Source organism: Nocardioides sp. 616 (assembly GCF_002930065.1).
In the GTDB taxonomy this organism is placed as follows: Bacteria; Actinomycetota; Actinomycetes; order Propionibacteriales; family Nocardioidaceae; genus Nocardioides; species Nocardioides houyundeii.
This window is the reverse complement of the sequence record NZ_POAG01000020.1, coordinates 65615-79169: the sequence shown is the minus strand read 5'-3', so window position 1 is coordinate 79169 and position 13555 is coordinate 65615. Positions and strand designations below refer to the sequence as shown.

General features: G+C 72.5%; 7 protein-coding genes. 4 read left to right on the top strand and 3 right to left on the bottom strand.

The window, feature by feature from the left end:
* Positions 1 to 6 precede the first annotated feature (6 nt).
* Complete coding sequence (locus tag C5H89_RS13985) at positions 7 to 3078, bottom strand: PKD domain-containing protein (protein WP_162799377.1); 3072 nt, start codon at positions 3076 to 3078, stop codon at positions 7 to 9.
* 193 nt (positions 3079 to 3271) lie between these two features.
* Here C5H89_RS13985 and C5H89_RS13980 point away from each other — a divergent pair, with 193 nt between their 5' ends.
* From C5H89_RS13980 to C5H89_RS13965, 4 genes are all read left to right on the top strand, one after another.
* Complete coding sequence (locus tag C5H89_RS13980) at positions 3272 to 5467, top strand: hypothetical protein (RefSeq protein WP_104107605.1); 2196 nt, start codon at positions 3272 to 3274, stop codon at positions 5465 to 5467.
* Positions 5464 to 6396, top strand: a complete 933-nt coding sequence (locus C5H89_RS13975; protein ID WP_104107604.1) for a glycosyltransferase family A protein — start codon at positions 5464 to 5466, stop codon at positions 6394 to 6396. The genes C5H89_RS13980 and C5H89_RS13975 overlap by 4 nt, the downstream gene beginning before the upstream one ends.
* Positions 6397 to 6702: 306 nt before the next feature.
* On the top strand, positions 6703 to 8238 hold the full coding sequence (locus C5H89_RS13970) for a hypothetical protein (protein WP_162799376.1): 1536 nt from the start codon (positions 6703 to 6705) through the stop codon (positions 8236 to 8238).
* A 39-nt stretch (positions 8239 to 8277) separates the two neighbouring features.
* Positions 8278 to 9537 (top strand): phosphotransferase, encoded by a 1260-nt coding sequence (locus tag C5H89_RS13965; protein ID WP_104107602.1) that lies wholly within the window; start codon positions 8278 to 8280, stop codon positions 9535 to 9537.
* A 6-nt stretch (positions 9538 to 9543) separates the two neighbouring features.
* On the opposite strand, the gene C5H89_RS13960 is transcribed toward C5H89_RS13965, so the two are convergent.
* Together C5H89_RS13960 and C5H89_RS13955 are read right to left on the bottom strand one after the other, a co-directional pair.
* Positions 9544 to 12015, bottom strand: a complete 2472-nt coding sequence (locus C5H89_RS13960) for a polysaccharide biosynthesis C-terminal domain-containing protein (RefSeq protein WP_104107601.1) — start codon at positions 12013 to 12015, stop codon at positions 9544 to 9546.
* Positions 12008 to 13450, bottom strand: a complete 1443-nt coding sequence (locus C5H89_RS13955) for a hypothetical protein (RefSeq protein ID WP_104107600.1) — start codon at positions 13448 to 13450, stop codon at positions 12008 to 12010. Before C5H89_RS13955 ends, C5H89_RS13960 begins: the two co-directional genes overlap by 8 nt.
* Positions 13451 to 13555: the final 105 nt, after the last annotated feature.

Genomic DNA, 13555 nt, shown 5'->3' with positions numbered 1-13555 from the left:
CTCGACTCACTCCAGACCGATGACAGTCGAGAACATGATCGACCGCGCCAGCTCGACGGTCGTCGAGCCGGTCAGCCCACCCGCCGGACCTGCCGAGACGGGACCGCCGGAGTCAGACACCGTAGCGACTACTCGCCCACCCCCGCCACCGGAAGAGCTCGCCCTGGCCACCTGACCGCCGATGCCGCTCCAGGAGGCCTCGACGGAGGTCTTCAGTGCCCAGTAGGTCGACACCCAGCCGCCACCGGTCGGCACTGTCACCCTGGGCGAGACGTGCCGGTCGCCGCGGGTGGTGTCGATGACGCCCTTGTGGTCGGCCACGACGGCCCTGCGTCCGCCGGTGCCGCGGTAGGCGACGACCGACAGGTCGCCCTTGGCGGCCGCGCCGAGCGCGACCAGGACCGTGCTGTTCGCATCGGTCGCCTCCGCGCGCCTGGAGTACGACCGTGCGACCAGGCCGCCGTCGGTGTGGCTCTCCAGCAGGCTCCAGCCGGCCGGGTCGGTGATCGGGACGTCGGTGTTCAGCGCCAGGTGGAGCACCAGCAGGTCGCCCTCGCGCACCGCGGCCGGGACGGTCACGCGGTGCTTCCCGGCGTTCGCGTTCGCGGCCGCTGCACCGACGAAGTCCACCCGCTGCAGCGTCGCCGTCACGTCGTGGGTCACCGAGACGGCGACCCCGTCGGTGTCCGTCACGGTCAAGGTGACAGGTCGAGTGCCCTCGCTGGCATACACGTGGGTGGGCGTCGCGCCGGAGCCGTAGGTGCCGTCACCGAAGTTCCACGCGTGGGTGAGAGCCCCGTCGGGGTCGCTCGAGCCGCCACCGTCGAAGCTGCAGGCCATCCCCTGGCAGGACACGGTGAACACGGCGGTCGGCCGCTGGTTCACCCGGGTCACCTGGATGCTCTTGGTGGTGGTCGAGGTGTCGCCGCGGCTGCTGGTGACCGTCAGCCGGACGGTGTAGGAGCCGGCCGCGGCGTAGGCGTGGGACGGCGTCGCCCCGGTGCCGGTGCTGCCGTCGCCGAAGTCCCAGGCCCACGAGGCCACCGACCCACCTGGCGTGACGGTGGAGGTGCCGTCGAAGTCGCACCGCAGGCTGGTGCACGCGTTGGCGAACGAGGCCTGCGGGGGCATCGGGGCACCCCGACCCTGGCTGTCCTGGAAGAGGAACAGCGCGCGGCCGCTCCAGCTCACCTGGTCCACGGTCGGGCCGGAGACCAGCGCGGCCGTGCCGGCCACCGGGGCGCCGGCGGGACCGTTGTCTTGCCAGTCGATGCTGCGCAGCGCGCCCGCCGTGTCCGACCAGTAGAGCTTGCCGTCGGCGAAGAACATCCCCCGGACGGAGGAGAAGCTGAGGCCCGTCACGTTGCCCGAGGCCACCATCCGCTTGCCGCCCACGACACCGCTCTCCGGGGTGAAGTAGCGGTACCGGAGCTCGTTGGTGCCGCTGCGGGTGAAGTAGATGCGGCCGTTCTCGTAGAACATCCCCGTGGTGTTGCGGATGTCGTCGCTCCAGGCCGTGTCGGCCCGGATCTGGTCACCGGTGTTGACCTGCACCACCGGCCCGAACGTGGTGCCGTCGAAGGTGCGGCGGGTCAGCTTGCCGTCGGACTGGGCGACGTAGAGCCAGCCGTTGATCATGAAGGCGCCGTTGACGGTGCTGGCCGAGAGCCCGGGGACCGCCCGAGCTGCTCCTGCCACACCGCCGCGATAGCTGCGCGCGGTGACCGCGGTGCTCCCCACCGTGTAGACGTCGTTCGGCAGCTCGCCGGAGCGGATCGCCGGGAACGTCGTGCCGCCGGCGGGCAGGCGTGCCACGCGGCCCTTGTACTGGCTGGCACCGGAGCCGATCCGGTCGGTGTCCGAGGTCACCCAGAGGCCGGTGGGGGTCACCAGGAAGTCGAAGACCCCGATCCCCCGGGTGCGTCCCGGGTTCCAGGAGTAGGGCAGTCCGTTCGAGGGGTCGAGGGCCGCGATCCCGGCCCGGGCCACGGACCCCGCGGCGCCGGCGTCCTTGCCGTTGGGGTTGTTCTGCCAGCGGAAGTGGCCGCCGACGTACACGACCGAGTCGGTGATCTCCACCCCGTACGTCGTGTCCCCGCCGGTGTAGTTGACCCAGGAGGGCGGGGCCGTGGGGCCGGTCGCGTAGGTCTCGAAGCGGGCGGTCATGTCGCACGCCGACTCCGGTCCGCCGTAGCCGCCGGTGGTGCTGACCACGAAGAAGCGCCCGTCCGGGGAGTAGTCGACGTCGCGCATGTAGGTGTCGAAGCCGGTCGCGCACGCGGAGTTGAAGAAGCGCGTGTTGAAGGTGGTCTCGCGGGCCGTGTCACCACTGATGTCGAGCTGGAAGAGCTGGTGGCGGACCACGCCCTGGAGCGTGTCGAAGTTGCCCACGGCCACCAGCCGGTCGCCCGCCGAGGTGACGTCGATCTTGATCACCTGGGTGTTGCCCCCGCTGTGGATCCCGCCCACGGTGAGGTTCATGAACGGCAGGAACGCGCCGCTGCGGGCGTCCACCGTGGCCAGCGCCACTTGGTTGTGGCCCGCGACGTGGGTGAACTGTCCCGCTAGCCAGAGGCGCCCGTTGACGAGCCGCAGGTCCTTGACCTGACCGGAGATCTTGCCCGCGTCGAAGGGCAGCACCGCGCCGTCGGAGATCCGCACCTGCGCCAGGTTCTTGCGCGCCTGGCCACCGATGGTGGTGAACTTGCCGCCGACGAAGACCGACTGCCCGTCGGGCGCGGGGATGACCACGTTGACGACCCCGTCGGGCTGCGGCACGAACGTGGTGCTCAGCGCTCCGGTGGTGGCGTCGAAGGCGAGCAGGTTGGTCCGTGCCAGCTCGGCGGTGGCACCGTCGTTGCGGGCCTTGGTGAAGTTGCCGCCGAGCACCATCCGGCCAGCGACCTGGGCGACGGAGAAGACCTCGCCGTCCAGCACGTGCGGCGTCCGGGAGGCGGCGACGTCACCGACCAGCTGTCCGCCGGGCTGCACCACCGCTGTCGCCGGCGGAAGCCCGATGAGACCCGTCACTGCGGCGATGCCGAGGATCGCGAGACGCCGGCCAACTCTGATGTTCAATTTCCCGCCCCAGGTCTGACACGCAACAGCAACGACACGATCCGTCGCAGCACGCGACGCATCCACGACCGTCCCCCCGAGTCGGTGGTCTGGAGGGAATCTAGGGCCGAGATGGCCGTTCTCAGCAGCCCGCAGCCCCGATTTCCCCTCAATTGATGACGCTTGTCCGCCACCTCAGGACATCATTGGGGGCATGGCGCAGCTGGGGGGAGTCGCGTCCCGTCCCGGAGCGCCTTCCGCCGCGGCCCCGAACGGGCAGCCAGCGGCCTCCCCGACGGCGTACGACGGGCCCGGGCAGCCCGGCCCGACGACCCCTCGGTCGCGCCGCCGCAACCGGTTCGGGCCCGGCTGGCCGCTGGTCGCGATGCTGGTCGGCTGGCCGCTGTGGTGGCTGCTGGGCCTGGGCGAGGCGGTCCCCCTGCTGGTGGCCGTGGTGATGGTCGTCCAGCTCTCCCGGCGACCGGAGGTCCACCTGCCCCGCGGGTTCGGGTGGTGGCTGCTCTTCCTGGCCTGGGTCGTCCTGGGCGTGACCATGCTCTGGGTCGACGCCCCGGGCGCCGTGCCCGGAGGAGGCGCCTCGCGCCTGGTCATCTTCGGCTTCCGCCTGTCCTGGTACGTCGCGTGCACCGTGTTCGTGGTGTGGATCACCACGATGCCGCGCCGGGAGGTCCCCGACCGGCTGGTCCACGCGTGCGTGGCCTGGATGTTCGCGGTCAGCACGGTGGGTGGTCTGGTGGCGCTGGCGATGCCCACCCTGGAGCTGCGCACCCCCTTCGAGATGGTGCTGCCCGCAGGGCTGCGGAGCAACGGCTTCGTGCAGTCCCTGGTCCACGTCCAGGTCGCAGACCTGCAGGCGGTGCTGGGGAGCACCGGCGCCCGGCCCAAGGCGCCGTTCGCCTACACCAACACCTGGGGCAGCGTGATGGCGCTGTCCCTGGTCTTCGTGGGGGCCTGGCTGGCGGGCAAGCGCGGCCTGTCCCGGGTCCGCGGCGACCTGGTCGCCCTGCTGGTGCTGGTCGCCGCCGTGCCGCCCATCCTCTACTCCCTCAACCGCGGGCTGTGGGGATCCCTCGCGCTGGGGGCGCTCGGCCTGGCCGTCCTCGCGGCCGCCAAGGGGCGACCGGCGCTGCTCGCCGCCTTCCTCGCGCTCGGATCGCTGGCGGCCGTGGTCGTGCTGGCCACCCCCCTGGGCGACCTGGTCAGCGACCGGCTCGACCACCAGCACAGCAACGACCGTCGCGGCGAGCTCCTGGTGCTCACCACCGAGTCGGTCACCGAGGGCTCCCCCGTGCTGGGCTTCGGCAGCACCCGCGACGTGCAGGGCAGCTTCGCCTCCATCACCGGGGCTGCCACCCCGGACTGCCCCGGCTGCGGCGTGCCGCCGCTCGGCACCCAGGGACAGCTGTGGACGGTGCTGTTCTCCCAGGGCTGGCCCGGGCTGGTCTTCTTCGTCTCGTTCGTCGTGCTCGCGCTCGCCCGGTCCGCACGCTGCCGCTCCCTCAACGAAGCCGTCTGCACCTTCGTGGGCGCCTTCTTCCTCCTCCAGCTGCCCATCTACGACACGCTCGGGCTGCCGATGGTGATCCTGATGATCGCGATCGGACTGGTCGCCCGGGAGCAGCGCGAGCAGGCGGGACGCGGCCTGCCGCGGGCGCTGACCACCGGGCGCCGGCTGACCCAGGAGCTGCGACGCGGGACCGCCGCGATCCTGGTGTGCACTACCGTCGGCGCCGCGCTCGGGCTGACCGTCGCCGTGCTGGCGGCGACGCCCCGGCATGTGTCCAAGGTCTTCATGGCCATCACCCCTGCCCCGGTCTACCTCGACGCCGAGGTCGACCAGGAGGAGGACGCCGAGCTCGCCCGCGAGACCGAGACGAAGGAGATCACCGTCGACACCGAGGCCGCACTGCTGATGTCGGAGACCACGTTGGAGAGCGCCGCTGTCGAGGTGGACACCACCCCGTCCAAGCTCCGCGAGGGACTGGCAGTCACCGCGGAGCCGAACTCCAGCGTCCTGGTGCTCCACCTCACGTGGCCCGACGTCGAGGAGATCCCGGCGCTGGTGCCCGCGATCACCGAGGCCTACTTCCAGGCCCGCCGTGACTACCTCGACCAGCGTCGCGAGGACCTGGTCGCCAAGTTGCGCGAGCAGCTGCGGACCCTGGAGGACACCAGTGCGTCCGCGTCCGAGACCCGCGTCAGGCTGCTCGGCGCCATCACCGACCTGGGCCGCGACCGCGGCGAGGTGGGTGAGGTCGTCCGCCAGAGCCCGCCGACCTCCGCCCCCCGCGGGTTCGAGGTGCCGACGATGTCCGGAGCCGCGCTGGGACTGCTGGTCGGCGCGGTGCTGACCACCCTGGTGCCGCCACGTCCTCGGAGGAAGCGGTGAGTCCGCTGCACCCGGGGCACGAGGCCGCCCTGCCCGACGTCGACGTCGTGGTGGCCACCCGCAACCGGCCCGACCTCCTCGCCCGTGCCCTGGCGGCCATCGCGGACCAGGACTACGCCGGGGTGGTGCGCACCTGGGTGGTCTTCGACCAGTGCCCCGTCGACACCTCGGTGACCCGCGACGACGTACGGCGTCCGGTCACCGCCCTGGACAACCCGCGAGCACCCGGGTTGGCGGGCGCCCGCAACAGCGGCGTGCTGGCCGGCAGCGCCCCGCTGGTCGGGTTCTGCGACGACGACGACGAGTGGCTGCCCACCAAGATCACCGCACAGGTGCACGAGCTGGAGTTGACGGGGGCCCCCACCTCGGTGACCGGCATCGTGGTCGTCTATCGCGACTCCCAGACCTCCCGGGTCGCGACCCGCGACGAGCTCACCCTGGCCAACCTGGTGCGGCACCGGGTGATGGCGGCACACCCCTCCACGGTGGTGGTGCGCCGCGAGGCGCTGCTGGGCGGGATCGGCCTGGTCGACGAGGAGATCCCCGGCAGCCACGGGGAGGACTACGACTGGATCATCCGGGCGGCTCGCCACGGCTCGTTCGCCGTCGTGGAGCAGCCCCTGGTGCGGGTCCAGTGGGGGCAGTCGATGTTCTCCCAACGGTGGCCCACGATCGTCGCGGCCACGGACTACTGGCTGGCCAAGCACCCGGAGTTCCACGCCGACTCCCAGGCCCTGGGGCGCCTCCAGGGCCAGCGCGCGTTCGCCCTCGCCGCCATGCGCAGCCCGGGGGCGCGCTCCGCGATCATGGAGACCATGCGCACCCGGCCCCGGGAGCTGCGGGCCTGGCTGGCTGCCGCCGTGGCGCTGCGGGTCGTCTCCGCCGAGCGGCTGATGGACCTCGCGCACCGGAACGGCCGAGGCATCTGACGCCTGGGACTTGACAGCGGCCGAAGGCGGCTGATCGAGGGACCGCGTGTGAACCGGTCGCCCGGTCCTCTCTTTAACACGGCGCTGACCTGCGCGGACACGTTTTTCGGCTGTCCTGAGGGGCAGTTGCGGGCCATTTCAATAGCCCTAACTACGTACCCCAAATAGGGGACAATCGCCGGACGGGGTACCGCATATTGGGGTACTTTTCCTTCAGGCCAAGGTGTCTCTCTTCTCACACCCTCGGCTCGTCGGCGGTGGCCTCTCACCAGCGCCGCCCCGCCCTCGACGAAGGTTCGGATCCCAGTGACGAAACCACATTCGGTGTACGAGCGCGCCCTTTTCACGGGCCTGATGCTCGTCCTGCCCACCGGCCTGCTGCTCGCGTCGCCGTCACTGGCCAGCTCCGACACCACAGCCACTCCCCTCGTCAGCGCTGCCGCGCCAGCCGAGGGCGCGGACACGGTCTACGACCAGACCTTCGAGTTCGGGACCAAGGGCTGGAGCACCAGCCGCCGGACGAGGCTGACCCAGGTGACGAACGGCCGCGGCTCCTCCGCCGCGGTGCGACTGCACGCCCGCCGCCCGGGCAGCGTGATGGCCACCGCCACCGCCTCCGCCCGTCGCCTGGCCGGCAGCGAGCACGTCGTGAGCGCCTGGCTGCGCTCCCCCCGCGGGGTGGTTCCGGCCCGTCTCGTCGTGAAGGAGGTGGAGCCGGCCACGGGCCGCACCCTGAGCACCGAAGGCGACCGGATCAAGGTGGGCCCGGTCTGGAAGCGCGCCTCGGTCGACATCGTGCGCAGCTCCGAGACCTCCGTGCTCACCGTCGAGGTCCGCGCCCGGCAGTCCCGCAACGACCGCATCCTGCTGGACGACGTCAAGATCCGGCGCCGGGCCGGGTCCGTCCCGACGCCGAAGCCGACCCCCACCCCGACCCCGACCCCCACGGGCGTCCCTGATGACACCGCCGGGGTCCTGAGCAACGGCTGCACCTTCAGCACCCGGGGCCTGCCCTCCTGCGGCTCCTACATGGGAGCTGCCTACGGCTCCAACACCGACCCTGCATCGATGGAGGCCGCCACCGGCGCCCGGCTCGGCGTCCGGCGCACCTACTTCCAAGGCAGTCAGGTCGACAAGGCGGTGGCGGTCTCCAAGAGCGACATCGCCGCGGGCCGGCTGCCGTGGATCAGCTTCAAGCTGCCGATGTCGTGGGAGGACATGGCCGCCGGCAAGGGCGACGCCTGGGCCCTGGACCTGGCGCACAAGCTCGCAGCGCTCGACGGCCCGGTGTGGGTCGCGTTCCACCACGAGCCCGAGAAGGACGGCAACATCCTCGCCTGGCGCGCCATGCAGGAGCGTCTGGCACCGCTGGTACGCAGCGCCGCGCCGAACGTCGCCTACACGGTGATCACCACCGGGTGGAACCAGCTCTACGGTCCGGCGGAGTACCAGCTGGGCAACATCTGGCCCCGCAACGTGAAGATCGACGTGGCCGGGTTCGACGTCTACAACTTCCACCTGACCACCCGCAGCGACGGCAGCAGGCTGACCAAGCCCGACCGGATCAAGGCCGACTACTTCGACAAGCTCGGCGCTTGGGCCAAGGCCAACAACACCGCCTGGGCGCTGGCCGAGACGGGTCAGACCGATGAGTCCTTCGCCCTCGACCCGGCCTGGATCCCGCGGACGCACGCCGAGATGACGGCGACCGGCGGCGTGGCGATGGCCTACTTCAACACCGCGCTCAACAGCGGTGGCAACACCTTCCCGGTGGCCAGCCAGGCCAAGATCGCGGCCTTCGCCGCCGCCCAGCAGCAGGCGCCCGTCCTCCCCAGGCGGTGATTCGCCCCGGCAGCAGCTCCGGGCCGACACAATGACCCAGTGACCCAAGACGACCCGACCGCTCCGACCGCTCCGACCGCTCCGTCGGGCACCCCCCGGGAGGGAGCCGGCGAGCACGAGGCGATGACCGCGCTGCTGCGCACCGTCGAGCTGCTGTGGCCCGGCGCCGAGGTCTCGCGGGTCAGGGCTCGGCAGCCCGACCGCCGAGCCGTGGCCGAGCTGGCGGTGCTGGGAGGCGCGCACGGTCCGCGTCTGCTGCTTCCGGTCGCCGCCGCACCGGCCTCGCGATCGGTGCTGCGCTTCAGCAGCGCCGCGCGCTCCACCGAGGTCGCGGCCCGGATCGCCGGGGCGACTGCGCTGCGGCTGGGAGGCGCCGGGCTGCTGAGGGACCGGATCCGCGTCCACCAGGCCGGTTCGGCCCCGACGCCGTCGCTGGCAGACCACCTCGGCGAGGTGCTGGGGGTCGGGCGGGTCAGCTTCAGCCTCGGCATCGGTCCCGCGCGGGTCAACCGCAAGCCGGTGCTCCAGCTCTTCGGGCCGGACGGCCGATCGGTGGGGTTCGCCAAGCTCGGGGTCTCCCCCACCTCCCGCTCCGACGTCTGTGCCGAGGCCGCCGCCCTGGCGACGCTGGGCGGCAAGGGCTTCCGGAGCCTGAGGGTGCCCGCGCTGCTGCACGTGGGCGAGTGGCGCGACCTGGTGGTGCTGGTCCAGGAGCACCTCGCCGTCGGTCCCGCCGCCGCGCTCCGAGCCCGGGGCGGCGCTCCGGTGGAGGCGATGGCCGAGCTCGCGGACGCGTTCGAGGAGCCGGCCACCGAGATGCCGCAGCTGCCCTGGTGGGACACCTGCCGCGGTCGCGCGGCGCGGTCGTTGGACGCGCGCGCCGTCCAGCGCTTCGAGTCGGCGCTCGACTCGCTCGCCGACGGCTTCGGGGCTGCGGTCCCGGTCGGCGCCTGGCACGGCGACTGGACGCCGTGGAACATGGCCCCCGGACCACGCGGCACCAGCCTGGTCTGGGACTGGGAGCGCTTCGAGACCGGCGTACCGCGCGGGATGGACCGGCTGCACCACGCGGTCAACGCCGCGACGCTGGCCCGGGGCGGCACCCCGGAGGTGATGCGCGCCGCCCTGGTCGAGGCAAGCGGCGAGCCCGCCCCGCGGACCCAGCAGTACGCCGTCGCCGCGGCGTACCTGGTGGGTGTCACCGCCCGCTACCTGGAGATGTCCGGCGCGGCCGGCGGCGAGCTGATCGTGGAGCGGACCGAGGCGTCCCTCACCACCCTCGAGCGCTGGGTGGGCTGACCAGGCCTAGGAGCTCTCCTGGTCCTGCCGGCGCCAGGCCGGTGGCCCCCCGAGGAACGCCTCGAGCTCGGCGTCGGAGTCCTCGAAGCGCTGGAGCAGGGACTCGCGCCGCTGCCGGGGCAGACGCGGTCCCCCGGGACGGGCGTTCCAGCGCTCGACCCGCTCCGGCAGGTAGACCGGGATGCCCAGGCCGCGCTGAAGCTTGGCGTACTCCCGGGCGGGGTCGTCGAAGAACGCGTCGGCGTCCACCACGTGTACCCGCTCGGCCCCCATCGTCTCCACGAACCGGCTGATCTGGCGGCCGTACTCGCCCCGGGCGAGGTAGGCGTGGTGCCGGTGGGTGTAGCTGCGGTAGCCGGGGTCGCCCACCAGACGGTCGACCTCGCCGTCGAGACGCTCGCCCTCCACGGAGAGGGCCTCGTCCAGCGGGAGCTCCTCGAAGCCACGGGCCAGCTCGTGGCGGTGCGCCGACATGGCCCGCTCCACGGGGTCGCGCACCAGCACGACCACCTGGGCCCGGGGCAGGGCTGCGGCCAGCCGCTCGGCGGCCAGCGGGTGGAAGAGGTAGTAGCCGCTGCACTCGAACGCCATGGCCTCGGGACCGGCGAGCAGTCGCCCGGTCAGCTTCAGCGGGAAGTGCGCGCGGTACCACCGCGACCCCCTGGCGAAGTTGTCGTCGAAGTAGCCCGTGCCCTTGTCCTGGGTGGGACGCACCAGGTGCGGGTGCGACTCCAGCATCCGGAACAGCGTGGTGGTGCCGCAGCGCTGGGCTCCGACCACGACGACGTCGGGCTGCATCCTGAAGTCGGCGGTGAGCCATCCCCAGGCGAACGCGACGCACCGCAGCGTCCGCACCAGCCACTCCGGGGCACTGCGGCGCAGTGTCGAGGTGTACTTCCTGACCCCCATGAGTTCGTCTCCTTGCTTGCGTGGCTTGCGTGCCACGGTGCGGCCCAGGACGTCGAGCTGGAGCTGGCGACGCAGCAGCACGACGCCGACCGAGTAGCTGAGGACTGCCACTGCGGCGGACGCCGCCCAGGGCACCCCGAGCGGGGTGAGCAGCAGGACCGGGAAAGCCACGGTGAGCAGGCACAGACCACAGGCCAGGAATACCACCGGGGCGCCGCTCGCGACGCCCAGGTCGCGACGGACGTAGAACAGGGCCAGGGCAGCCTTGACGAGCACGGCGCTCCCCCAGGCCACCGCGGCGCCGGTGATCCCCCAGACCGGGATCAGCGCGAAGCAGAGCGTCAGGTCGACGACCAGCGCCACCACGGTGTTGACCATGCTGGTCGCGCTGCGACCGCCCATCACCAGCAGCGTGTCGACCGGCCCCGTCACGACCGAGACGAGCATCACCGCCGTCATCACCACCACCACCCAGCGCGCCTGGGACGCGTCGTAGTCGGCGCCGAAGAGCGCCAGGTACGCCGACGGTGCGCAGCCGACCACCAGGTAGAGCGGCCAGGACAGCAGCACGTTCCAGGCCGTGGCGGTCTGGTGGACCACGGTGAGGTTGCGGTGGGAGCCCTCCAGCAGCAGTGTGGTGAACCGCGGCTGCAGGACCTGGGTGATCGCCGTCGTGGCGATCTGCCCCAGTGCCACGAACCGGGTCGCAGCGGCGTACAGCGCGGCGTCGACCGGGCTCAGCAGCGCCGCCACCAGCACGATGTCGATCTTCTGGATGCCCAGGCGGGCGAAGACCGAGAGCGCGCGGGGCCAGGTGAACGACCAGAACTGCGCCGTCGGTGCCGGCAGCGGCGCCAGGTCGGCCGGAAGCCGGTCGGCGACGAACCGGCGCAGGGCGACCAGCGACCACACCGCCGAGACGGGGTACCAGGCGAGCCACGCCGCCAGCAGCCCGACCTCGTCGGCGCCGGTCAGCCCCGCCAGCAGGACCGCCAGCACCTGGGCCAGCGAGCGGCCGATGCGATCCACCACGACGGTCTCGTGCATCCGCCCGAAGGCGCGGGTCCCGGCCTGGGCGTACTCGGCCAGGACCGCGCACGGCAGCGCGACGGCGACCAGCAGCAGCAGGTCGGGACCGGCCGCCCCCCAGCCGAAGAGCCTGCCCAGGGGCTCCGCCGCCAGAGCGAGGACGACGGCGGTGCCGACCGAGGTCCAGATGACCGCGTTGCGCGCGCTGCGCATCAGTGCGGGAAGCGCGCCTGCCTCACCGTCGTGCTCGAGACGCTGGGCGAAGCGGGCCAGACCGGCCTCCACCCCGAGGCCGGTCAGGCCGGCCAGGATGAGGAAGACCGCGCTCGCTGCGAAGAAGACGCCCGACTCGTGGCTGTCGAAGACGCGGGCGACGATCAGCACCAGGCCGAACGTGGTCACCGCCGAGACGACCGAGCCGACCAGGCTCAGCCGCGCGCCGCGCGCCACCTGGCGCAGGTGGCCCTGGGCAGAGTCCCCACTGCCGGGACCGCTGCCGGCACCGATCTCGGCGTCCACCTCAGCCGGGGTCTCAGTCATGGGAGCGCTTGCCCGCTCCGTGGACCAGCACCAGGCCGATGACCTGGCCCCCGGCGCCCCAGACCACGGACCGCGCCGCGCTGATGTCGTCCAGGGTGGTCTGGCCCGCCAGGACCTCGAGCAGCACCCCGTGGGTGTGGCGCACCACCGCGTGGGAGACCGCCTCTGAGGAGGACCCCGCGTCGAGCAGCACCACGTCGCACCGCTTGCCCAGGTCCTCCATGGTCACCGACATGTCAGGCGAGCCGAGCAGGTCGGCCAGCCGCTCGGGCGAGCGGCCGGGGGCGACCTTGGACAGGTGCGCGGTGACCGGCAGGGTCACGTCGTCGACGGCGGCGCGGTCCAGCACCAGGTCGGAGAGCCCCTCCCGGTCTCCGTGCCGGCCGACCAGGTCGACCAGCATCACCTCGTGCCGAGCCCGGGCGATGCTGCGGCCCAGGCCCTCGATCACGCGCACCTCCCCGTCGGCCCCCACCACCGCCAGGGTGAGGGGGCGCTGCGGCAGGGCGGCCAGGATCGCCGCCCGCAGTCCGGCGGTGGCCAGGTCGTCCCCGTCGCCGTCGGCAACCACCTCGCCCAGCACCGGGACGCCGACGTCGACCAGGTCGGTGACCGCTCGGACCCGGGGGTCACGGCGGGCGCGCACCGCGGCATAGGCCAGGCAGCCGGCGATCCCCAGCAGCAGCCCGAGTCCTGCCATCAGCTCGCGCGTGCCCACCGGCCCCGGCTTGGGCAGGGCGGCCGGCGTGACCACCTCGCCCGGGTCGGCGCGGGTCGCCTGCAGCGCCGCCAGCTGGGCGCGCAGCTCGCCCAGCTGCGTGGTCCCGTCGATGACCTGCTGGCGCAGCAGCACGGCGTTGGCGGAGGCGGGGTCCTGACCCCCGAGCTGCCTGGTCTTCTTCGTCAGGTCGGCCTGTCCCTCAGCCACCTGCTCGGCGACCTGGTCGGCGAGGATGCTGGAGGCGGCCCGGGCGCGCGACTGGCGGAACTCCAGGTAGGACTCCGCGACGGCCTGGGACCGCGCCAGGGCGTCGTCCGCGGACTCCGAGGCAGCGGTGATGCGCAGGATCTGGGTGTTGGGCGGCACCTCGACGGTGATGCCGTCCAGCAGCTCGGCGGGCGTCAGGTCCAGACCCAGGTCGGTGATGACGTCGTCGGCCACCGTGTCGGAGCGGACGAGCTGAGCCTCGGTCTCCAGGTTGACCAGGTCGCTCCCGGCGCCGTCGGGGCTGAAGGGGTTGCCGGCCAGCGGGCTGATCAGCACCACCGACGTGGCCTCGTCGACGGCCCCCTGGCGGGCGCCGTACCAGCCGCCGGCCAGCGTGGTGCCCAGGCAGACCAGCAGGGAGGCCGCGAGTCCCGACCGCAGCCGCGCCCGCAGCGAGCGCGCCCACGGCTGGTCGCGAGTCGGGGGCACCTCGAAGAGCGCACTCACTCGTCGCAACCCCTATCAGTGCCGTGTGCGGGCCGTGCTGTCCGGGCCTCTGGGCGGTTCGTGCCCGGTGGACTCAGTGGCGGTGGACTCAGTGCGGTGGATGGT